Genomic DNA, 22,369 nt, shown 5'->3' with positions numbered 1-22,369 from the left:
AATTTTGAGAGGGGATAGTAGACATGTATAAGTGTGGGAAATGTAATCTTAGAGGCTGTTCAGATGGAGATATGGATAAGCTAATGAAGATATGCCCAACTAGGGAAGTTGAGTTACAAGAAAAAGCAAAAAAACTTTATGAAGAGGAAGAAAATAGAAAAATAGCTTATAATGCTGGATTAATTGAAACAGAGGGATACTGTCAATATACTAGGTTAAAAGAGATTATAGAGTTTGCTAAAAAATGTGACTATAAAAAAATTGGTATAGCATTTTGTATTGGTTTAAAAAGAGAAATGCAAACAGTACAAAAGGTATTTGAACATCATGGATTTGAAGTGTTTTCTGTTATATGTAAAAATGGAGCGATTCCTAAGACTACAGTTGGATTGAAGCCATCACAAACAATATCAAAATGTAAAGATGAAATAATGTGTAATCCAATAGGGCAAGCTTTATTTTTAAATGAGGCTAAAGTTGACCTTAATATAATTCTTGGATTATGTGTTGGTCATGATACATTAGCCATGAAATATATGGAAGCTCCTATAACAACTCTAATTGTCAAAGATAGAGTAACTGGGCATAATCCAGCTGCTGCTATATATAATGCAGAGTCTTATTTTGAAAAAAAATTATTTGATAAAGATGAAGAATAATTCAAAGACTTATTGACATAAAAAGCAATTAGTGGTTTAATTATAAAAAAGATGAAACTTTAAAATATCCTTAAGATACATAAAGTTATATAAATAAAGAAAAAATATTATGACTAAATTCCTTAAACTAGTCCAGAGAGACTAAAGGGTTATAGATAGTGTTAATATATAACCTCTAGTAAATCACCTAGAGGTTTTTGATGAGTATAAAATAAAAAATTTAAATATAATAAAGTCTTTTAAACTAGTCCAGAGAGACTGGGAAAGATATCTCATAGCTAATTAATATCAAAGTTATGTATAGATAAAATCCTTGTGCCTCTTTTGGTGTAAGGATTTTTTTATGAGGATTTAGGCTTTATTAAAAAGGAGATATAAAAATGATAAATGGTAAAGAGAAGCTAATAGTTGCAATTGATACTGACGAATTTGATAAAGCTAAAGAACTAATAGACAAATTGGAAGATAGTGTAGATATATTTAAAGTAGGACTAGAACAATATGTGGCTACAAAAGGAAAGACAATAGACTATTTAAAAGAAAAAGGTAAAAAAATATTTCTAGACCTTAAATTCCATGATATTCCAAATACTATGAAAAGTGCAGTAAGAGCTGCAGTAAGAGATAATGTTTGGTTAATGACAATTCATGTATCAGATATGGAAGGGATGAGACAATGTGCACTAGTTGCTAAAGAAGAAGCAGAGAGATTAAATATAGAAAAACCTTTGGTGGTTGGAGTAACAGTTTTAACTTCATTAAGCAACCAAGACTTACAAGATATAGGATGTAATATGACAACAGAAGAATTGGCTATAAAGAGAGCTAAATTAGCAAAAGAATCAGGAATAGATGGAGTTGTTTGCTCAGCTCAAGAAGTAGATAAGATAGTAGAGGCATGTGGAACTGATTTTATAACAGTTTGCCCAGGGATAAGACCTAAGTCAGCAGAAGTTGGAGACCAAAAAAGAGTTGTTACTCCATCAGATGCAATAAAAAGAGGAGCTCATTATTTAGTTGTTGGAAGACCTATAACAAAAGCAGAAAGTCCAAGAGAATCAGCTATTAATATTGTAAAAGAAATAGAAAATGCTTAGATAAAACATTTGGGAGGTAGCTTATATGAAGGGGAAATTAATTTTAGAAGATGGAACAGTATTTGAAGGAAAAGCATTTGGATATTTAAAGGAAGCTGTTGGTGAAGTTGTGTTTAATACTTCAATGGCAGGATATGGTGAACTACTGACAGATGCAACTTATTATGGACAAATAGTGACAATGACATATCCACTTATAGGGAACTATGGAATAAATTTAGAAGATGTTGAATCAAATAAAGTACAAGTAAAAGGACTTATAGTAAGAGAAAAAAGTGACAACCCAAATAATTTTAGATGTGAAATGGATATAGACACATATCTAAAGCAAAACAAAGTAATTGGACTTGAAGGAATAGATACAAGAGCATTGACTAAGATTATTAGAAATAATGGAACAAAAAAAGGTATTATAACTTTAGAAAATGTATCATTACAAGAAATTCAGTCTAAATTAACAGAGTGTTGTAATAAAGATTCTGTTAAAAGTGTTACAAGAAAAGAAATTGAAAATATTAAAGGGACTGGTATTAAAGTCGTAGTTGTAGACTTTGGTGTTAAAAATAGTATATTAGACTCACTGAAAGCTTGTAACTGTGACATAATGGTAGTACCAGCAATGACTACTTCAGAAGAAATTTTAAATATAGACCCTGACTTGATATTATTATCTAATGGGCCAGGTAATCCAGAAGATATAAATGATATAGTTGAAAATATAAAGAAATTAGTAGGCAAAAAACCACTAGCAGGAATCGGTTTAGGACATCAAACTTTGGCATTAGCATTAGGTGGAAAAACTTCAAAACTTGCATTTGGACATAGAGGAGGAAATCATCCAGTTAAATGTTTAGAAACAGGAAAAGTATTTATAACTTCTCAAAATCACGGATACAATGTTTCAGAAATGCCAGAAGATACAGAGATAACTCATGTAAATTTAAATGACAATACTATAGAAGGAATGAGACATAAGGAATTACCAATATATAGTGTTCAGTACATTCCAGAATACACAACAAAAGAAGATTTAGATTGTATATTTAATAAATTCTTAGCATTAATATAGATTTAGTATTATTTACAGATAGTAAAAACCATTTAGATAAGGAGAAAAATTTATGCCTAAATTAGATAGTATAAAGAAAACTTTAGTATTAGGGTCAGGACCAATAATAATAGGTCAAGCGGCAGAATTTGACTATTCAGGAACTCAAGCATGTCAATCTTTAAAAGAAGAAGGAATTGAAGTTGTATTAATAAATAGTAATCCAGCTACAATAATGACTGATAAAGAAGTGGCAGATAAAATATATATAGAACCATTAACAATAGAATTTATAGAAAAAATAATAGAAAAAGAAAGACCAGATAGCTTACTTGCAGGTATGGGTGGACAAACAGGATTAAACTTAGCAGTTGAGCTTTATGAAAAAGGCATACTAGATAAATATGGAGTAAAAATAATAGGTACTTCAGTAGAATCTATTAAAAAAGGTGAAGACAGAGATATATTTAGAGATGTAATGAAAGAAATAAATCAACCTGTAATAGTTAGTGATATAGTTACAGATTTACAAGCAGGTCTTGATTATGCACTTACAATAGGGTATCCAGTAGTTGTAAGACCAGCATATACATTAGGTGGAACTGGTGGAGGTATCGCTGATACTGAGGAAGAATTAAGAGAGATACTTTCACATGGATTGCAATTAAGCCCAGTTGGACAAGTATTAATTGAAAAAAGTATAAAAGGTTGGAAAGAAATAGAATATGAAGTAATAAGAGATTCAAAAGGAAACTGTATAGTTGTATGTAACATGGAAAATATAGACCCAGTTGGAGTTCATACAGGAGATAGTATAGTTGTTGCTCCAACACAAACTCTAAGCAATAAAGAATGTGCGATGCTTAAAAAAGCATCTTTAGATATATTAAATGCAGTAGAAGTTCAAGGTGGATGCAATGTTCAGTTTGCATTAAACCCACATAGTTTTGAATATGCAGTTATAGAGATAAATCCAAGAGTTAGTAGATCATCAGCATTAGCATCAAAAGCTACAGGATATCCAATAGCAAAAGTTTCATCAAAAATAGCTTTAGGATATACTTTGGATGAAATAGAAAATGCAGTAACTAAAAAAACTTATGCTTGTTTTGAGCCAACTATAGACTATGTAGTTGCTAAGATACCAAAATGGCCATTTGATAAATTTAAAAAGGCAAATAGAAAATTAGGAACTAAGATGATGGCAACTGGTGAAATAATGAGTATAGGAAGTAACTTTGAAGCTGCTATTCTTAAGGGAATAAGATCACTAGAAACAGGAAAATATTCATTAGTTCATGCTCCATCAGAAGAGAGAAGTATTGAAGCGTTGAAGAAAAGAGTTGTAGTACCTGATGATGAAAGATTGTTTGATTTAGCTGAAATGATAAGAAGAGGCTATAAAGTAGAAATGATAGAACAAATCACAGGAATAGACAAATGGTTTATAAATAAATTTAAATGGATAGTTGAGCAAGAAGAAAAATTAAAAGTTATGAAGATTGAAGACTTAACTAAAGATTATCTTCTTGAGTTAAAGAAAAAAGGATTCTCTGATAAAGGTATATCTGACTTAATGAAGATAAGCCCAGAAAAATTATACGAATTAAGAAGTCTATATAACATAAAACCAGCATACAAAATGGTTGATACATGTGCAGGAGAAATAGATGCGATATCTCCATATTATTACTCAACTTATGAGCAATATGATGAAGTAGTTGTAAGTGATAAGAAAAAAGTAATAGTGTTAGGCTCTGGACCAATAAGAATAGGTCAAGGTATAGAATTTGACTATTGTTCAGTTCACTGTGTAAAATCTTTGAGAAAGATGGATATAGAAACTATAATCATAAACAATAACCCTGAAACAGTAAGTACAGATTTTGATACATCAGATAAACTATATTTTGAACCATTAACAGAAGAAGAAGTTTTAAGTATAATTGAAAAAGAAAAACCAGAAGGTGTAATACTACAATTTGGAGGACAAACAGCTATAAAACTAGCTAAGTTCTTACATGAGAAAAATATACCTATATTGGGAACTGATTTTGATGATATAGATGCAGCGGAAGATAGAGAAAAATTTGATGATTTATTAGAGAGATTAGATATAAATAGACCAAAAGGAAAAGGTGTATGGTCACTTAATGAAGGTATTGAAGTTGCTAATGAATTAGGTTATCCAGTATTAGTTAGACCATCTTATGTACTTGGTGGTCAAGGTATGGAAATAACTTACAATGAAGAAAAATTATCTCAATACCTACAGGATGCATTTGATAGAGACCATAAGAATCCAGTACTTATAGACAAGTATTTAACTGGTAGAGAAATAGAAGTAGATGCCATATGTGATAAAGAAGATATATTAATACCTGGAATAATGGAACACTTAGAAAGAGCTGGAGTTCACTCTGGAGATAGTACGACAATGTATCCAAGCCAAAATATATCTGATAAGATAAAAGAAAAGATAGTAGAATACACTAAAAAAATAGCTTTAGACCTTAATGTAATTGGTATGGTTAATATACAATTTATAGAATTCCAGAATGAATTATATATAATAGAGGTTAATCCTAGAGCCAGTAGAACAGTACCATATATAAGTAAAGTGAGTGGGGTACCAATAGTTGATTTAGCTACTAAATGTATGTTAGGAGCTAAATTAAAGGATTTAGGATATGGTACAGGAGTTTATAAAGAGCCTAAACTAGTATCAGTAAAAGTGCCAGTATTCTCAATGTCTAAATTAGCTAAAGTTGAAGTAAGTCTTGGACCTGAAATGAAATCTACAGGAGAAGTTTTAGGTGTAGGAGAAAACCTAGAAGAAGCTCTATATAAAGGATTCTTGGCTGCAGGTAGACATATGTCTGACGAAAGAGGAGTAGTACTTGCTACTGTTAATAATAACGATAAAGATGAGTTTATAGCAATAGCAAAAGATATGAAAGAGTTAGGATACACTTTTGTTGCTACAGAAGGTACAGCTAAGAGTCTAAGAGAAAATGGAATAGAAGCTGATATAGTAAATAGAGTGGAAGAATCTAGACCAAACATACTAGATGCTATAAGAAATAAACAAGTTGATATAGTAATAAATACACCTACTAAAGGTAATGACTCAACAAGAGACGGATTTAAAATGAGAAGAACAGCTATTGAATTTTCTACTGAAATAATGACATCTTTAGATACACTAAAAGCTCTAGTAGAGGTTAAGAAAAAACACCTAAACAAAGATAAGTTAAAAGTTTACAATATAGCTGAATAGAAATTAAGTTGATTGTATAGTTTAAGAATTTAATCATTAAATTAAAAAGAAGAAGTTATTTTTTCTATGAGTTTTTACTTTTGAGATAACTTCTTTTTTTTAAGAAATTTGTAGTATAATAGAAAAAGATAAAAAATAAATGTAAATAAGTATAAAACTAGAATGTAAAAGTGAAAAATAGATATAGATATTTAAAAGATTATATTTAGTTAATGTTCTTTAGTTTGCCTAAAGAGAATTATAGGAGGTACTGTAATATGAAAGCAAGGTTAATATTAGAAGATGGGACAGTTTTTATAGGAAAAGCATTTGGATATTTAGAAGAAAGTGTAGGAGAAGTAGTATTTAACACTTCGATGATAGGATATGGTGAAGTTTTAACAGACCCTTCTTACTATGGTCAAATAGTTACTATGACTTATCCTCTTATAGGAAATTATGGTATAAATTTATCATCAGCAGAATCTGAAAAAGTGCAAGTGAAAGGATTTATAGTAAGAGAAAAAAGTGATTCTCCAAGTAATTTTAGATGTGAGATTGATATAGACCAATATTTAAAGCAAAATAAAGTGATAGGACTAGAAGGAATAGACACAAGAGCTTTAACTAAGATACTTAGAAATAATGGGACAATGAAAGGTATAATTACATTAGAAGATAGCAAGTTAGAAGATGTTAAACATAAATTAGATAAGTTTTCAAATACAGAAGCAGTTAGAACGGTTACAAGAAAAGAAGTAGAGCATATAGAAGGAAATGGACCAAAAGTAGCTGTTATGGATTTTGGAGTTAAAAGAAATATCTTAAGATCATTTATAGCTCGTGGATGTGATATAACAATATTCCCAGCTACAACATCTCCAGAAGATGTATTAAGTATAAACCCTGATTTAATATTTTTATCAAATGGGCCTGGAGACCCAGAGGATTTAGAAGATGTTATAGAAAATATAAAAGCTCTAATTGGTAAAAAGCCTATAGTTGGAATATGCTTAGGGCATCAGCTTTTAGCCCTAGCTCTTGGAGGAAAAACTGCTAAACTTAAATTTGGACATAGAGGTGGAAATCATCCAGTTAAAGATTTAGAAGAGGGAAAAGTATTTATAACTTCTCAAAATCATGGATATTATGTTTCAGAAGTTCCTGAACAAATGAAAGTGACACATATAAATTTAAATGATAATACTGTTGAGGGAATGAGACATGAGAAGCTAGATGTATACAGTGTTCAATACCACCCTGAAGCTTGTCCAGGGCCAAAAGATAATGACTATATTTTCGATAAGTTTTTAGAGTTCGTAAAATAAATAATATCAATATATATAATATATAACTAAAAATAAGACTAACTTAAATCAAAAAAATATTGGTTTAATTAATATAGATATAATAAATAATCTCAAATTTAATATGGAATAAAATAATTAAAATTGATTGTATAGATTATGAAGATAGAAACTGTGAAAATTGTTTAGATAAGGAGAAAGAGTTATGCCTAAATTAGATAGTATAAAGAAAACTTTAGTATTAGGGTCAGGGCCAATAATAATAGGTCAAGCAGCAGAGTTTGACTACTCAGGAACACAGGCCTGCCAAGCATTAAAAGAAGAGGGAATAGAAGTTGTATTAGTAAATAGTAATCCAGCGACGATAATGACTGATAAAGAAATTGCAGATAAAATATATATAGAACCATTAACAATAGAATTTATAGAAAAAATAATAGAAAAAGAAAGACCAGATAGCTTACTTGCAGGTATGGGTGGTCAAACAGGACTAAACTTGGCTGTAGAATTACATGATGCTGGTATACTAGATAAATATAATGTAAAAGTTATAGGTACATCTATAGAGTCTATAAAAAAGGGTGAGGATAGAGATTTATTTAGAGAAGTAATGAAAGAAATAAATCAACCTGTAATAGTTAGTGATATAGTTACAAACCTAGAAGCAGGTCTTGAATTTGCAAGCAAAATAGGATATCCAGTGGTTGTAAGACCAGCATATACACTAGGTGGAACTGGCGGAGGTATAGCTGATACTGAGGAAGAATTAAGAGAGATACTTTCACATGGATTGCAATTAAGTCCAGTAGGTCAAGTTCTTCTTGAAAAGAGTATAAAAGGTTGGAAAGAAATAGAATATGAAGTAATGAGAGATGGGAATGGAAACTGTATAACTGTATGTAACATGGAAAATGTAGACCCAGTTGGAGTTCATACAGGAGATAGTATAGTTGTTGCTCCAAGTCAAACTTTAAGTGATGAAGAATACCAACTACTTAGAAAAGCATCAATAGATATAATAAATGCAATAGAAGTTCAAGGTGGATGTAATGTTCAAATAGCTTTAAATCCACATAGTTTAGAATATGCAATAATAGAAATAAATCCAAGAGTTAGTAGATCATCAGCGCTAGCATCAAAAGCTACAGGATATCCAATAGCAAAAGTGGCAGCTAAGATAGCCTTAGGATATACTTTGGATGAAATAGAAAATGCAGTAACTAAAAAAACTTATGCTTGTTTTGAGCCAACTTTAGATTATGTAGTAGTAAAAATACCAAAATGGCCATTTGATAAATTTAAAAAGGCAAATAGAAAATTAGGAACTAAGATGATGGCAACTGGTGAAATAATGAGTATAGGAAGCAACTTTGAAGCTGCTATTCTTAAGGGAATAAGATCACTAGAAACAGGAAAATATTCATTAGTTCATGCTCCATCAGAAGGTAGAACGTTAGAAGAGCTAAAGAAAAGAGTTGTAGTACCTGATGATGAAAGATTGTTTGATTTAGCTGAAATGATAAGAAGAGGCTATAAAGTAGAAATGATAGAAGAAATTACTGGTGTTGATAAGTGGTTTATAAATAAATTTAAATGGATAGTTGAGCAAGAAGAAAAATTAAAAGGTCTTAAAATAGAAGATTTAGATAAGGAATACTTACATGAATTAAAGAAAAAAGGATTCTCTGATAAAGGTATATCTGACTTAATGAAGATAAGCCCAGAAAAATTATACGAATTAAGAAGTCTATATAATATACAACCAGTTTATAAAATGGTTGATACATGTGGAGGAGAATTTGAAGCTCTATCTCCATATTACTACTCAACTTATGAGCAATATGATGAAGTAGTTGTAAGTGATAAGAGAAAAGTTGTAGTATTAGGTTCTGGACCAATAAGAATAGGTCAAGGTATAGAATTTGACTATTGTTCAGTTCACTGTGTAAAATCTTTAAGAAAAATGGGTATAGAAACTATAATTGTAAACAATAACCCTGAAACAGTAAGTACAGATTTTGATACATCAGATAAACTATATTTTGAACCATTAACAGAAGAAGAAGTTTTAAACATAATTGAAAAAGAAAAACCAGAAGGTGTAATACTACAATTTGGAGGACAAACAGCTATAAAACTAGCTAAGTTCTTACATGAGAAAAAAATACCTATATTGGGAACTGATTTTGATGATATAGATGCAGCAGAAGATAGAGAAAAATTTGACGACTTATTAGAGAGATTAGATATAAATAGACCAAAAGGAAAAGGTGTGTGGACAACTAATGAAGGTATTGAAGTTGCTAATGAATTAGGTTATCCAGTATTAGTTAGACCATCTTATGTACTTGGTGGTCAAGGTATGGAAATAACTTATAACGAGGAAAAATTAACTCAGTATTTAGATGATGCTTTTGCCAGAGACCATAAGAATCCAGTACTTATAGATAAATATCTAACTGGTAGAGAAATAGAAGTAGATGCTATATGTGATAAAGAAGATATATTAATACCTGGAATAATGGAACATTTAGAAAGAGCTGGAGTTCACTCTGGAGATAGTACGACAATGTATCCAAGCCAAAATATATCTGATAAGATAAAAGACAAAATTCTAGAATATACTAAAAAAATAGCTTTAGACCTTAATGTAATTGGTATGGTTAATATACAATTTATAGAATTCCAGAATGAATTATATATAATAGAGGTTAATCCTAGAGCCAGTAGAACAGTACCATATATAAGTAAAGTGAGTGGGGTACCAATAGTTGACTTAGCTACTAAATGTATGTTAGGAGCTAAATTAAAGGATTTAGGATATGGTACAGGAGTTTATAAAGAGCCTAAACTAGTATCAGTAAAAGTGCCAGTATTCTCAATGTCTAAATTAGCTAAAGTTGAAGTAAGTCTTGGACCTGAAATGAAATCTACAGGAGAAGTTTTAGGTGTAGGAGAAAATCTAGAAGAAGCTCTATATAAAGGATTCTTAGCCGCAGGCAGACATATGTCTGACGAAAGAGGAGTAGTACTTGCTACTGTTAATAATAACGATAAAGAAGAGTTTATAGAAATAGCAAAAGATATGAAAGAGTTAGGATACACTTTTGTTGCTACAGAAGGTACAGCTAAGAGTCTAAGAGAGAATGGAATAGAAGCTGATATAGTAAATAGAGTTGAAGAGCCTAGACCAAACATACTAGATGCTATAAGAAATAAACAAGTTGATATAGTAATAAATACACCTACTAAAGGTAATGACTCAACAAGAGACGGATTTAAAATGAGAAGAACAGCTATTGAATTTTCTACTGAAATAATGACATCTTTAGATACATTAAAAGCCTTAGTAGAGGTTAAGAAAAAGCATATAAATAAAGATAAATTAAAAGTTTATAATATAGCAGAATAAAAAACAAAATAATATTTAGATTAATTAAAGGCGTTAGTTCCTAGGAGCTTTCGCCTTTAATTAATACTCGATAATTATTTTCTTATGTGAACTAAAATAAATATCAATCTTGATACTATCAGTCTTTTCTTTAATCATTAGATAGAGGATAAGAGTGGTAGTCATGAATTTCTTCATGTATAAGATTTTCATATTTATCATAATAGTATTTAATTGTAACAACTATTTTATCTCCTTTAGATACATTTCTATAGAGTTTTTTATTTTTAATAGAGTAGACCTCATCTTTATATATGGCATTAACTATAAAAATTTCTGACTCATAATCAAATGTACCCATTACTGGATTATAGTGTTTTGAATCTTCTTTATAGCAGAAGCTTTCAACAGTCATTATATAAGTTCCAAATGAAATCCATTTGGTACCTTTAAATAAATTTACTTTCTCATTAATATATGAAACGCCTGGCGTATCAAGAATTTTTTCTAATAATATTTTTTTCTCCATATACAAAAACTCCTTTCATAGTACCTATTAATATCGTAGTACTTACTCGTATAAATAAAACAAAACTATATTTATTAATGTGACTACATAACATAGTCATTTTCTATTTCTTTCTTTAATCTATTAATTATAATGCTTAAAATTATCAATATAACTACTACAATTATCAAAGCTATAATCAACCAAGGTGGAACTATGTGACCAAAACCTCTATTGGCTGTAAATGCAGCAGCTGCAACAAGCCATCCAAATAAATTTAAAAATAAGAGCCTTGAATTTGATAATCTTCGCAATAAAACTTTTTTAGGTTCTATTTTTTGTTTAAACATTGAGCGTAATTCTACTGACATCTCACCATCACCATCAAATCTTTCAATTGCCTTATTTTGTGCTTCATCTATTTTATATCCATTTTCAATAAATTCATTTGCAGATGTTGTTAGATGTTCTCTTAGCTCTTCTTTTAAATCTTGAATTTCTTTGTTATTTTCACTCTTATATAGTGTTTCTAAATACTCTTCTATTATTTTCATAAATCTAATCCCCCTTCTTTAGAAACTTGTTCATAATATCTTGTATAAAGTACCACTCTTGAATTTTTACTTCTAAGTTGTCCTTTCCATCATCTGTTATATTGTAATACTTTCTCCTGCTTCCTACGCCTTGGTCATTTCCCCAATAAGATTTTATCAAGCCCTTAGATTCTAATCTTTTAAGAGACACATAGAGTGTACTTTCTTTTAATTCAAATGTAGTTTCATCTCTAACTACTTTTGCTATTTCATATCCATATGAATCTCCTTTGCTTAGTATTGATAATATTAAAGTATCAATATGACCTTTAAGCACTTCTTTGTTTAAGTCCATAAATTCACCTACTTTATTTTATCATATACCTCGTAATATAAGGTATATAGATATATAATAAAACATTTCATATTATTTTCCAAGTCTAAACTATAAAATTTTAATTATTATTTAAAAAGGGCATTCCATTTATGATTTAAAAATCATTTGGAAACGCCCTTTTTATAATACCTGATTATACTAGACATCTTAAATCAATTTCTCTCTTTTTAACCTGTATCTGAATTTCGGTTAGAAGTTCATCTTCATTGTTTGTAGATAGAGGGTCTATTATAGGTATCTCATATATATAATTTTCAATAGGTATCCTTTTATAATCAACATAATCAACTAACTTTTTAAAAGCAGTATAATTTTCTCTGTAAGAGCCTTTATATGTCATACAAATAAAATCACCAGCTGAAATTTCAGATATATATTTTTGAGACTTAGCATCAAATAAATCTCTTTCAACATTTACAAAGCTATTTTCATAGATGACTTTATCTTCCTTTAAGAATTTATCTATAGATACAAGACCACTTACTCCACCATAAAACACAGAGATATTATCTTCTAGTATATTTGCTATTTGTCTTCTGGAAAGCTCCATAGTTTCTTCATTACTTAAACCTTCTTCATATTCTATGGATAAAATACTTCTTCTTGGAATATGTTTTCTTACTATTTTACCTACTTCATCTACTCTCATACCTTTTTCCATTGTTTCTTTTTTTGTACTTAATACTTTTTTTATAAGTTCTAATTCTTTAATTTTTTCATCTACGATATTAATCTTATTGGTTAATAATTTTAGAATTTCTTCATTGTTTTCATCTAATTTTTCTTTGATTTCTTTTAATGGCATACCTAGATACTTTAAGTATTTTATAATATCCAATTGTGAAAATTGGTCAATTGAGTAATATCTGTAATTGCTTTCTTGGTCAACATGAACAGGTTTAAATAAATCTATTTGGTCATAGTATCTTAGCGTTTGTATGCTTATTTTGTGAAGCTTTGACATTTCGCCTATTGAAAACTTTTTACTCATATAATCACCTCATTTGAGATTTAGAATATATTCCATGGATATTTATCAGGTGGAGTACATATAAATTCCATTTTTTCTTTTGTTGTTGGATGGCAAATTTCTATTTTATTAGACCAAAGAGAAATCTGTTGTCCAATTTTATTTACTTCTTGGCCATATCTTTGGTCTCCATATAATGGGTGTTTTCTAGTTGCAAATTGAACTCTTATCTGATGAGAACGACCAGTTTTTAAGTTTACTTGAACTAAGCTTAGATTTTCTTTAAAACCCAAAACTTTGTAACTAAGTTCAGCTTCTTTAGCATCCTTATGGTTTTTTTTCACAACACTCACCATATTTGTTTTTTTATTTTTATATAAAAAATCTTTTAATATGTCTGAATCGGATTTCATTTTACCATGAACAACTGCCATATAGGTTTTTTTGAATGTCTTATTTCTTACTTGTTCAGACAATCTTGAGGCAGCTTTTGATGTTTTGGCAAAAACCATGACTCCACCCACTGGTCTATCCAATCTATGTACCAAACCAATATATACATTTCCAGGTTTATTGTACTTTGTTTTGATATAGTCTTTTAAAAGATTTACCATGTCCTTATCATTGGTATCATCTCCTTGAGATAATACATTTACAGGTTTATCTACAACTAATAAATGGTTATCTTCATATATGACTTTTATCATTATTTTTTCTCCCATCTTCCAAATATACCACAAGGAAGTATTTTACCATCCCTAGAAGCTGGTATTCCTAATTCTCCACCATAGATTTCGCCATTGTTTGCCTTTTTACCTATTGTTGTAGACAGTACATTTTCTAGAACTATTGGAGAAAATCCTGTTGTATAAGAATTAATTAGAAAGAATAAAGGATTATCAGATAAAACACCCATACATAAATCCACAAAGCTATATAATTTTTCTTCTATTTGCCATACTTCTCCTTTAGGTCCTCTCCCATAAGAAGGAGGGTCCATTATTATTGCATCATATTTCTTACCTCTTCTTATTTCCCTTTCAACAAACTTTACAACATCATCTACTATAAATCTTACTGTTTGATTTTTAAGTCCTGATAACTCTATATTTTCTTTTGCCCAGTTGACCATACCTTTTGCAGCATCAACATGACATACTTCTGCACCAGCGGATGCACATGCTACTGTAGCTCCTCCTGTATATGCAAAAAGATTTAATACTTTTATAGGTCTGTCAGCTTTTTTGATTTTATCCATCATCCAGTCCCAATTGGCTGCTTGTTCTGGGAATAATCCAGTATGTTTAAATCCAGTTGGTTTAATGTGAAATTTTAAGTTTTTGTAATTTATAGTCCATTGTTCTGGATATCTTTTTTTGTGTTCCCACTGACCTCCACCTTTATTACTTCTATGATAATGTCCGTGAGGGTTTTTCCATAGAGCCCATTCAGACTCCATTGGCCATACAACCTGTGGGTCTGGTCTTCTAAGTACATACTTACCCCAACGCTCTAATTTTTCTCCATTTCCCATATCTATAAGTTCATAATCTTTCCATTTATCTGCTAATAATAACATATCTTTCCTCCTATAAAATAACTCTCAATCCTATGTATTATACCACAAAATCAGTCATTTTTTGCTGTTTTAGATACTTTCTATTCTTTACATTTATTGTTAACATTATTACTCTTTTAAACATATTATATAGTATCTGATTTTTTTAATAAGAGGAGGAGAGTTTTAATGGAAAATTATCAAGCTACAAATACTTGTACATATAACATATTATATGTGCAGTTTAACGAAGACTTTGGCAGAAGCAAATACTTTTCATATGATGTAAAATATCCTATTCTGTACAATATTAGAAATCAATCCACCTATGTAAATCCGCCTATTTTAAACAACATAAATTCTGCTGTAAAGATGACTGTAAATAATTTTAAGCTTGGGTTGCAAGAAGAAGAACAAGAATATAATAATGCAGCTTCTCAAAATTCACTTCCAAAACAAAGTTACTGGGTTTCTACTAATTATGCAGTTACTTTCAGTAAAAACTATGTACTAAGTATGATATTAAATCTTATGGGATTTGCTAGTAGTTCTGGACCTAAGTACAATACATTAAATAATTACAATATAGACTTAACAAATGGAAAAGAACTTTTACTAGGTGATATTTTTAGAGATGGAGTTGACTATATAAACATAATAACTGATTATATAAAAGCTGAAATTAATGAAAACAGAGAAATGTATTACTCTAATGTAGAGTTAGTTATACCTGAAGATCAGGCATTTTATATTACAGATGATGGGATTGTTATCTATTTTGGTGTAGATGAGATAGCACCTGAAAGCTTTGGAATCCCTAAATTCAAGATAAGATTTTCTGATTTTGGAAATTTTATAAATCAACGTTTCTATTGTATCTCTCCAGACATATATGTTCAATCAAGAGGAAGAACTAAGCATTTTATGGTATAAAAATATAGATAATTCTGAGCCCTATTTTAGTATATCAAGATTTATGCTGGAGTAGGGTTAAGATTTATCTATCTTAAAAACATAATTTAAACAGTACTATTTGTATATGTTAGTTATATAGACTCAGACCTACTGATAAACATTTATATAGTACAATTAATTTGTATTAAAAGTTTTAACTTTTGACTCAACAAGAAGATTATATTATTATATATATTTAAGTTGTTATTTTTTTTTATACATTTGCTGATAAGCAGAATTTTTATTGATTACTTCTACCTTTAAATTGGGATTACTTACTACTTCATACAAAAAAAGTTTTCCTAATTTTAACCTGATGTTCATCTCCAACCTGTTCCATTCATAGCCTTTGAACAATTCTTTTAATAAAAAAACTTCTCCGCAATGGATGTTTTTTAACTCATCTATTGCATCATTTAACAGACTATTCATATTATTTCCTCCAATTTGTATAATTTCATTAACTTCATTATATTGTTAATTTTTGACATAGTCAAACAAATTATAAAGGAATTATAATGGTGTCAAAAGTTAACAGTATTGACACCAAAAATTCGTTTTAGTAAAATGTATAAAGACAAGTAGATACAGATATCTACAAATTCCTGCATTAAATATTTACGTTAGGAAGTGATTATTATTATATATGGATATTGCCGTGTCAGTACAAAGAACCAGACAGATAACAATAGTTTGTATCAACAACAGCAAGAGATATTAAGCAAGTATAACAATGCTAAAATAATAAAAGAAACTTATACAGGGACTACCACAAATAGACCTAAATTTGAAAAAATTATATCTTCTTTAAAGAAGGGAGATTTACTTGTTGCGACTAAACTTGATAGGCTAGCTAGAAGTACATCAGATGGGATACAACTGATAGAGGGTTTATTTGCTAAAGAAGTTAGTGTCCATATTTTAAATATAGGTCTCCTAGAAAATACTTCAATGGGGAAATTCTTTTTAACTACATTACTTGCAGTTGCAGAACTTGAAAGAAATATGATAATAGAACGAACTCAGTTGGGAAAAGAATTTGCTAGAAAGAAAAAAGATTTTAAGGATGGTAGACCAAAGAAATATAGTAATCAGCAGATACAATACGCATTGGGATTATTAAATTCTAAGCCTTATAGAGAGGTTGTGAAGATGACTGGTATCTCTAAAAGCACACTTATTCGTGCGAAGAAATCAATTTAATGAGATTTTACTTATAAAAAATTAGAGGTATAAATAAATTGGATTATTTGAATATATTTATGCCTCTAATTAATTTTATTTACAGATGTTAAATTATAGTAATGTATAATTACTATAGACTTTTGATGAGAAAATGACAATAAAAGAATTTATACAAAGAACAAAAAATTGATGCTTTATGTATTGAATCAAATTTAATATAAAAAGAGATATGTCTTAAAACAAGCTTATTTTAAGACATATCTCTTTTTATGTTAAATTTTTTAAACATTGTAAAAAAAATATCAAAAACATATTGACTCTATAGTTACTATAGAGTTTATAATTAAAACTATAAAAAAGCAAAATAAGTGTCAGATTTTTAGAAATTATAACAAATATAAAAGTATACTTAAAAAGTTTGTATTAATTAAAGCTGAATTGGTGAAATTTGGCAGGGAAAACGTTGTATAAATAGGTCAAAATAGGAGGAATTAAAATGAGTAATAATATTAATCAAGATTTGGAGACAAAAATAATACATTGGGGACATAGTGCAGATCCAACAACAGGTGCATTAGCTACTCCAATATGTCAAACAGCAACATTTGCTGCAAAGACAGTAGAGCATTTTGAAGAGTTATGTATGACATGGGGGTATGTATATACAAGAGAGTGTAATCCGACACTTACAGAGCTAGAGGCTAAATTAGCTATGCTTGAAAATGCAGAAAGTGCTATTTCTAGTACATCAGGTATGGGAGCAATAACATCTACTATATTAGCATTAGTAAAAAGTGGAGACCATATAGTTAGTTCTGATGGAATATTCTCACATACTAAATTATTTATGTCTGAGTTGTTAGCCAAATTTGGCGTTGAAGTTACATTTGTAGATGCAGTAAACCCACAAAATGTAAAAGATGCAATGAAATCAAATACTAAGATAGTTTATATAGAAAGTCCATTAAATCCATCGTTAGATTTAGTAGATATAAAAACAATAGCAGAAATTGCTCACGAAAATAAGAGTTTAGCTATTGTTGACAGCACTTTTGGTACTCCAATTATACAAAGACCAATAGACTTAGGTGCAGACTTAGTAATACATAGTCTTACTAAGTTTATAAATGGACATGGAGATACTTTAGGGGGAGCAGTAGCAGGTTCAAAGGAATTAATAGATTTAGTTAGATGGCCAAGTTTATGTTGTTTTACAGGAGCATCTTTACCACCAATGAGTGCATGGATGATTTTAAGAGGTATGAAAACGTTAGACATGAGAATGAAAAAACACTGTGAAAATGGATTGGCAGTAGCAGAGTTTTTAGAGCAAGAAGAAAATGTAGAACTGGTAAAATATCCAGCACTAAAAACTCATCCTCAGTATGAACTTTGTAAAACTCAAATGAATGGTTTAGGTGGAGGAGTAGTTTCATTTAAACTTAAAGACGGAATAAATGGATTAACAAGAGACCAAGCTAGTAGAAAATTAATGAACTCTTTAGAACTTGCAACAATAGCAACAAGTTTAGGAGAAGAACATACATTAGTTCAAATGAATGGAGAAAATCTAATAAGAATAGCAGTAGGATTAGAGTCTGCAAATGATATAATAAATGACTTTAAACAAGCTATAGAAAAATTAAAATAAAGTTATATAAATAAAACTAGAAAATTATAAAATCTTAAGGAGACAAAATCATGGAAAACAAAAGTAATGTTAAGAGATTTTTGGTAATATTCATATTGGCATTTGGAACAACAGCTATGTATAGTTTACCATATATGAAGTCATCATTTTATGATCCAATGCAACAAGCATTAGCATTGAGTCATACGCAAATAGGGAACTTATTGAGTTTATATGGATTAGTAGGAATGGTATCTTATTTTATAGGTGGATGGTTTGCTGATAGATTTTCAGTTAGAAAACTGATAACTTTTTCTTTAATTGCTTCAGGAGCATTAGGGTTTTACTTCTCAACATTTCCATCATACAACATGATTCTTTTAATATTTGTATTATGGGGATTTACAACAATATTAACATTCTTCTCAGCTTCTGTTAAGGTTGTTAGAATGCAAGGTAGTGAATCAGAGCAAGGAAGAATATTTGGATTTTATGAAGGTTTATCAGGGGTATCAGGTACATTAATTTCTTTTATAGGTCTTTACTTTTTTGGAAAATTTGCTGAAATAACTATTGGATTTAAATATGTAGTATGGTTATATTCTGCAGCATCTATAATATGTGGTATACTTTTATTCTTCTTAGTAGAAGAAAAGAAAGATACTGGAGCATCAGATGAAGGATTAAGCATTAAATCATTACTAAAAGTAGTTACAATGCCAAAAGCTTGGCTGATTGGTCTTATAATATTTTCAACTTACTTAGTATTTTCAAGTTTAACTTATTTAAGCCCATACTTATCAGAAGTTTATGTAATGCCAATGACTTTAGTTTCAGCTTTATCAATAATTAGAACTTATGTTATAAAAATGGGAGCATCTCCTATTGCAGGTGTTATAACAGATAAAGTTGGTTCATCTATAAGAGTAATGTTTGTAGGATTTATATTAATGACAATAAGTACAGCAGCTTACTTAGTAATCCCTAAGAGTGCAGCACTTATATGGATAGCTGTAATAAATATGATAATACTAAGTGTAATCTTATTTGGATTTAGAGGTATATACTTTGCATCTGTTTCAGAGTCTAATATATCTTTAGAAACTACAGGAGCAGTAGTTGGATTCGCTTCATTTATAGGATTTTCTCCAGATGCATTTTACTATACAGTTGCAGGTAACTGGTTAGATAAATATGGACAAACAGGATATACGTATATATTTATTCTATCTGTAGTGTGTGCAGTTATAGGTATATTTGCCACTTATGCTTTAAATAAAATAAATAAAAAAGAAAATAAAAACTTGAATAATAAAATCGCTTAAATACTTATAATTATTTATATAACTCTACCTATTTTTTTAAAATGGGTAGAGTTGTTCATGTTTAAAATAATAATAGTTTTAGTTTAGAGATTTCATGATTGTAAAATAAATTTATAACATGTGGTATAAAGTAAGTTTAATTAAAAAATAACAGTAACTATTTAAATGTTAAAATAGAAAATTAAGACAATAATAAGAATATGGAGAGTAGATATGTTAGCATTATGGGAAAATGGAATTATAATTATATTTGCATTTCTATTGTTAGGGATAGGCTATTATTTTTCTAGAAATGTAAAAGATATGGAAAGTTATTACCTAGGAAATCGAAGTTTACCATGGTCTTTGATAGTAGGTACTTTGGTTGCCTCTTGGTATGGTGGAGTTGGTACAGTTGGCAGTGTAGAGTATGCAGCTATATATGGGATATCTGCATGGGCAGTATGGTCAATAGCTGCACATATTGGAAGAATGCCTTTAGCATTGTGGGTTGGACCAAGAATTCATATAAGAACTAATATAACAGTTCCTGATTTATTAGAAAGTTTTTATGGAAAGCAAGTTGCTATAATTGGAGCAGTTTTAATGTTTATATATTGTGCACAACTTGGAGAAATAACAGCTATGGGAACTATAGGTAATGTAGCTTGGGGAATTGATAAACAGCTAATAGGGTTTATAATGGTAGTGGTAGTAGTTATATTGACAGTTCTTGGTGGTCTTATGGGAGTTGCCATTACAGATATGGTATTGTTTTTCTGCATGGTATTTGGTCTAACTATGGTTATGCCAGGTCAATTTGACCAAATAGGTGGTTTTCAAGGTCTTACAGAAGCACTTAAAGATGCACCTCAGTTAATGCATCCTACAAAAGGTATGTCAGCAATGAAAGCATTGATGTTAATAGTATATTCATTTGGAGCTTATTCAGACCCAACGTTTTACCAAAGATTTTCAGCAGCAGATTCTCCAAAAGTTGGGAGAAGAGCTTTATTGACTTGTTTTTCTCTATGGATATGTTTTGACATGGTATTAACTATGACAGGTCTTATAGTTAGAGCCACTTATCCAGAAATGGCTCCAGCAGCTGGGTATATAACTTTAGTTTTAAATACATTGCCAGAAGGTATAAGAGTTATATTTATAATCGGAATTTTAGGTTCAATAATATCAACACTAGATAGTTATTATCTAGCAGCAGGAGCTACCTTAGCAAATGATATATATGGAAGAATTACTAAAAAAGAATTATCTCAAAAGCAATTAGTTAAATTTACTAGAATAGGTGTATGTTTAGCGGCAGTTATGGGACTTAGTGTGGCGTTTAGATTTGAAAATGTATATGATGCATGTATATTTGTAGGAAGTATTTGGATGGGTTCAGCATTTGTACCTATAGTAGGAGGTCTTCTTGGTAATGGAAGAAGAACATCTATGGGTGGTATTTTGGGAATGATTGTAGGCGGAGTAACTTTTGGTTATTTTAAAATGTTTCCAGTTCAAAGTTTTGAATTAGAACCTCTTGTTATAGCCATCCCTCTTTCATTTATTGCATGGACAATAGGAAATAGAATAGGTAAAAATTTAAATACACAAAATAATCTATAAAAAGGGAGTAGTTATTATGTCTAAATTGGTATCTAAAGTAAAAAAAGATTTGGAAATAAAATGGCTTGGTATAGATGGTTTTTTAGTACTATTATACTTTTTAATAACAGGATTTATATTTTATGGTATAGTAACTAGAAATGATATTATAGTTGGAAAGATAATCCCATATGGAGTCATGATAGCAGTAGTTATAATATTTTTTGATTATCTATATAGAGTATTTAAAATGACAGGAAAAAAAGAGGAAAGGGAATGATTTTATGGATATAAGAGCATTGCCTATAAAAATTACAAAAGATGAAGCTATAGATATAGCAAAAAGTGGAAATAATTCATTACTAAGTAGACTGATATTAAAAAATAAAGAAGTTCATGAAGTTAGACTTCATTATATAGAGTTTAAAGTCGTTACACTTAAAATTCATCAAAATAAATCTATTTTCATGAAAAAAAAACAAACTGGTAATACAAATGAATTAAATATTTTAGTAAATGGTTCTACGGGTGCTGGCAGTATAGTACAAGAACTACCAGTGTCTGAAATTGTAAAAAATGTAGATAATGACATCATACAATATAGTGATAAGGATGAAAGGAGAGTAAAATCAAAGGCAAATAAAATGGCTATAAGATTAAGTCACAGGTTTATGGGGGGTATACCAGAGATAGAGATAGTTAAAATTAAAAGTATCTTTAGACCATACTGGGTAGTATTCTTTGGAAAAGTGGAATTAAATACAAGAGTAAGTTACTTGCCAATTGAAGCAGATGGTTTTGTTATAGGAATGTAGGATATTTTATATAAATATATTTTACACTTATTGTATAATACATATTGAGAGAAGATATAATAGCTAGTTATATACAAGTATCTTTTATACTAGATAACCTAATTTATGATAAGTGAGTTTAAGGTGTATAGGTTATAATTATGGAG

Annotated in this window: 20 protein-coding genes; 13 read left to right on the top strand and 7 right to left on the bottom strand. The window is 29.5% G+C overall.

Translation table 11 applies throughout. The features are described 5' to 3' along the window. The first annotated feature begins 23 nt into the window (after nucleotides 1-23). The 6 genes from IC175_RS16065 to carB (IC175_RS16040) all read left to right on the top strand — a co-directional run bounded on the left by IC175_RS16065 (nucleotide 24) and on the right by carB (IC175_RS16040) (nucleotide 10,782). Nucleotides 24-659 carry a DUF1847 domain-containing protein gene (locus tag IC175_RS16065; protein ID WP_227436409.1) on the top strand — a complete coding sequence of 212 codons (636 nt, stop codon included), beginning with the start codon at nucleotides 24-26 and terminating at the stop codon, nucleotides 657-659. Nucleotides 660-1,039: 380 nt separating this feature from the next. Then, nucleotides 1,040-1,756, top strand: a complete 717-nt coding sequence (gene pyrF / locus IC175_RS16060) for an orotidine-5'-phosphate decarboxylase (RefSeq protein ID WP_227436407.1) — start codon at nucleotides 1,040-1,042, stop codon at nucleotides 1,754-1,756. A 25-nt stretch (nucleotides 1,757-1,781) separates the two neighbouring features. Next, the gene (gene carA / locus IC175_RS16055; protein ID WP_227851724.1) at nucleotides 1,782-2,825 is read left to right on the top strand and encodes a glutamine-hydrolyzing carbamoyl-phosphate synthase small subunit; all 1,044 of its coding nucleotides are present in this window, start codon (nucleotides 1,782-1,784) and stop codon (nucleotides 2,823-2,825) included. Between the two features lie 52 nt (nucleotides 2,826-2,877). Continuing rightward, nucleotides 2,878-6,084, top strand: a complete 3,207-nt coding sequence (carB, locus tag IC175_RS16050; RefSeq protein WP_227831468.1) for a carbamoyl-phosphate synthase large subunit — start codon at nucleotides 2,878-2,880, stop codon at nucleotides 6,082-6,084. 257 nt (nucleotides 6,085-6,341) lie between these two features. Beyond that, nucleotides 6,342-7,391, top strand: coding sequence for a glutamine-hydrolyzing carbamoyl-phosphate synthase small subunit (carA, locus tag IC175_RS16045; protein ID WP_227436401.1), 1,050 nt, complete (start codon nucleotides 6,342-6,344; stop codon nucleotides 7,389-7,391). A 184-nt stretch (nucleotides 7,392-7,575) separates the two neighbouring features. Next, nucleotides 7,576-10,782, top strand: coding sequence for a carbamoyl-phosphate synthase large subunit (gene carB, locus IC175_RS16040; protein ID WP_227825050.1), 3,207 nt, complete (start codon nucleotides 7,576-7,578; stop codon nucleotides 10,780-10,782). A 130-nt stretch (nucleotides 10,783-10,912) separates the two neighbouring features. On the opposite strand, the gene IC175_RS16035 is transcribed toward carB (IC175_RS16040), so the two are convergent. The 6 genes from IC175_RS16035 to IC175_RS16010 form a co-directional block, all read right to left on the bottom strand. After that, nucleotides 10,913-11,290: a DNA polymerase III subunit delta gene (locus IC175_RS16035; RefSeq protein ID WP_227437582.1), complete on the bottom strand. Its 378-nt coding sequence runs from the start codon at nucleotides 11,288-11,290 to the stop codon at nucleotides 10,913-10,915. 83 nt (nucleotides 11,291-11,373) lie between these two features. Further along, nucleotides 11,374-11,823, bottom strand: coding sequence for a permease prefix domain 1-containing protein (locus tag IC175_RS16030; RefSeq protein WP_227825049.1), 450 nt, complete (start codon nucleotides 11,821-11,823; stop codon nucleotides 11,374-11,376). Between the two features lie 4 nt (nucleotides 11,824-11,827). Next, a complete protein-coding gene (locus tag IC175_RS16025; protein ID WP_227437578.1) occupies nucleotides 11,828-12,157 on the bottom strand; it encodes a PadR family transcriptional regulator in 330 nt (109 codons plus the stop codon). A gap of 175 nt (nucleotides 12,158-12,332) precedes the next feature. Continuing rightward, nucleotides 12,333-13,190, bottom strand: a complete 858-nt coding sequence (locus tag IC175_RS16020) for a MerR family transcriptional regulator (RefSeq protein ID WP_227437576.1) — start codon at nucleotides 13,188-13,190, stop codon at nucleotides 12,333-12,335. 20 nt (nucleotides 13,191-13,210) lie between these two features. Continuing rightward, nucleotides 13,211-13,876 carry an RluA family pseudouridine synthase gene (locus IC175_RS16015; RefSeq protein WP_227437575.1) on the bottom strand — a complete coding sequence of 222 codons (666 nt, stop codon included), beginning with the start codon at nucleotides 13,874-13,876 and terminating at the stop codon, nucleotides 13,211-13,213. After that, nucleotides 13,876-14,748 (bottom strand): class I SAM-dependent methyltransferase, encoded by an 873-nt coding sequence (locus tag IC175_RS16010; protein ID WP_227437573.1) that lies wholly within the window; start codon nucleotides 14,746-14,748, stop codon nucleotides 13,876-13,878. Before IC175_RS16010 ends, IC175_RS16015 begins: the two co-directional genes overlap by 1 nt. A 168-nt stretch (nucleotides 14,749-14,916) precedes the next feature. Between IC175_RS16010 and IC175_RS16005 the strand changes: the two genes are divergently transcribed. Further along, a complete protein-coding gene (locus IC175_RS16005; RefSeq protein ID WP_227825047.1) occupies nucleotides 14,917-15,660 on the top strand; it encodes an RsiV family protein in 744 nt (247 codons plus the stop codon). 225 nt (nucleotides 15,661-15,885) lie between these two features. On the opposite strand, the gene IC175_RS16000 is transcribed toward IC175_RS16005, so the two are convergent. Beyond that, nucleotides 15,886-16,113, bottom strand: a complete 228-nt coding sequence (locus IC175_RS16000) for a single-stranded DNA-binding protein (protein WP_227437569.1) — start codon at nucleotides 16,111-16,113, stop codon at nucleotides 15,886-15,888. Nucleotides 16,114-16,314: 201 nt separating this feature from the next. Between IC175_RS16000 and IC175_RS15995 the strand changes: the two genes are divergently transcribed. The 6 genes from IC175_RS15995 to IC175_RS15970 all read left to right on the top strand — a co-directional run bounded on the left by IC175_RS15995 (nucleotide 16,315) and on the right by IC175_RS15970 (nucleotide 22,223). Continuing rightward, complete coding sequence (locus IC175_RS15995; protein ID WP_227483333.1) at nucleotides 16,315-16,884, top strand: recombinase family protein; 570 nt, start codon at nucleotides 16,315-16,317, stop codon at nucleotides 16,882-16,884. Between the two features lie 478 nt (nucleotides 16,885-17,362). Further along, on the top strand, nucleotides 17,363-18,517 hold the full coding sequence (locus tag IC175_RS15990) for a trans-sulfuration enzyme family protein (protein ID WP_227437567.1): 1,155 nt from the start codon (nucleotides 17,363-17,365) through the stop codon (nucleotides 18,515-18,517). Between the two features lie 50 nt (nucleotides 18,518-18,567). Then, a complete protein-coding gene (locus tag IC175_RS15985; protein WP_227437565.1) occupies nucleotides 18,568-19,821 on the top strand; it encodes an MFS transporter in 1,254 nt (417 codons plus the stop codon). Between the two features lie 213 nt (nucleotides 19,822-20,034). Next, nucleotides 20,035-21,429, top strand: coding sequence for a sodium:solute symporter family protein (locus tag IC175_RS15980; protein WP_227437563.1), 1,395 nt, complete (start codon nucleotides 20,035-20,037; stop codon nucleotides 21,427-21,429). Between the two features lie 16 nt (nucleotides 21,430-21,445). Further along, nucleotides 21,446-21,688, top strand: a complete 243-nt coding sequence (locus tag IC175_RS15975) for a hypothetical protein (RefSeq protein ID WP_227437560.1) — start codon at nucleotides 21,446-21,448, stop codon at nucleotides 21,686-21,688. Nucleotides 21,689-21,692: 4 nt separating this feature from the next. Next, nucleotides 21,693-22,223, top strand: coding sequence for a hypothetical protein (locus IC175_RS15970; protein ID WP_227437558.1), 531 nt, complete (start codon nucleotides 21,693-21,695; stop codon nucleotides 22,221-22,223). The last annotated feature ends 146 nt before the right edge of the window (nucleotides 22,224-22,369 follow it).

Origin of the sequence: Clostridioides sp. ES-S-0123-01 (assembly GCF_020658415.1) — a bacterium.
Lineage (GTDB): Bacteria > Bacillota > Clostridia > Peptostreptococcales > Peptostreptococcaceae > Clostridioides.
Note: the sequence above shows the minus strand (reverse complement) of the source record. Positions and strands in the feature narration are given on the sequence as shown.

What these genes read in the sequence shown, in the direction of transcription:
- IC175_RS16005 (WP_227825047.1), top strand. Translation starts at nt 14,917, where the DNA reads ATGGAAAATTATCAAGCTACAAATACTTGTACATATAACATATTATAT.
- carB (WP_227825050.1), top strand. Translation starts at nt 7,576, where the DNA reads ATGCCTAAATTAGATAGTATAAAGAAAACTTTAGTATTAGGGTCAGGG.
- IC175_RS16035 (WP_227437582.1), bottom strand. Translation starts at nt 11,290, where the DNA reads ATGGAGAAAAAAATATTATTAGAAAAAATTCTTGATACGCCAGGCGTT.
- IC175_RS16015 (WP_227437575.1), bottom strand. Translation starts at nt 13,876, where the DNA reads ATGATAAAAGTCATATATGAAGATAACCATTTATTAGTTGTAGATAAA.
- IC175_RS16010 (WP_227437573.1), bottom strand. Translation starts at nt 14,748, where the DNA reads ATGTTATTATTAGCAGATAAATGGAAAGATTATGAACTTATAGATATG.
- IC175_RS15985 (WP_227437565.1), top strand. Translation starts at nt 18,568, where the DNA reads ATGGAAAACAAAAGTAATGTTAAGAGATTTTTGGTAATATTCATATTG.
- IC175_RS16065 (WP_227436409.1), top strand. Translation starts at nt 24, where the DNA reads ATGTATAAGTGTGGGAAATGTAATCTTAGAGGCTGTTCAGATGGAGAT.
- IC175_RS16025 (WP_227437578.1), bottom strand. Translation starts at nt 12,157, where the DNA reads ATGGACTTAAACAAAGAAGTGCTTAAAGGTCATATTGATACTTTAATA.
- carA (WP_227436401.1), top strand. Translation starts at nt 6,342, where the DNA reads ATGAAAGCAAGGTTAATATTAGAAGATGGGACAGTTTTTATAGGAAAA.
- IC175_RS16020 (WP_227437576.1), bottom strand. Translation starts at nt 13,190, where the DNA reads ATGAGTAAAAAGTTTTCAATAGGCGAAATGTCAAAGCTTCACAAAATA.
- pyrF (WP_227436407.1), top strand. Translation starts at nt 1,040, where the DNA reads ATGATAAATGGTAAAGAGAAGCTAATAGTTGCAATTGATACTGACGAA.
- IC175_RS15975 (WP_227437560.1), top strand. Translation starts at nt 21,446, where the DNA reads ATGTCTAAATTGGTATCTAAAGTAAAAAAAGATTTGGAAATAAAATGG.
- IC175_RS16000 (WP_227437569.1), bottom strand. Translation starts at nt 16,113, where the DNA reads ATGAATAGTCTGTTAAATGATGCAATAGATGAGTTAAAAAACATCCAT.
- IC175_RS16030 (WP_227825049.1), bottom strand. Translation starts at nt 11,823, where the DNA reads ATGAAAATAATAGAAGAGTATTTAGAAACACTATATAAGAGTGAAAAT.
- IC175_RS15980 (WP_227437563.1), top strand. Translation starts at nt 20,035, where the DNA reads ATGTTAGCATTATGGGAAAATGGAATTATAATTATATTTGCATTTCTA.
- IC175_RS15970 (WP_227437558.1), top strand. Translation starts at nt 21,693, where the DNA reads ATGGATATAAGAGCATTGCCTATAAAAATTACAAAAGATGAAGCTATA.
- IC175_RS15990 (WP_227437567.1), top strand. Translation starts at nt 17,363, where the DNA reads ATGAGTAATAATATTAATCAAGATTTGGAGACAAAAATAATACATTGG.
- carA (WP_227851724.1), top strand. Translation starts at nt 1,782, where the DNA reads ATGAAGGGGAAATTAATTTTAGAAGATGGAACAGTATTTGAAGGAAAA.
- carB (WP_227831468.1), top strand. Translation starts at nt 2,878, where the DNA reads ATGCCTAAATTAGATAGTATAAAGAAAACTTTAGTATTAGGGTCAGGA.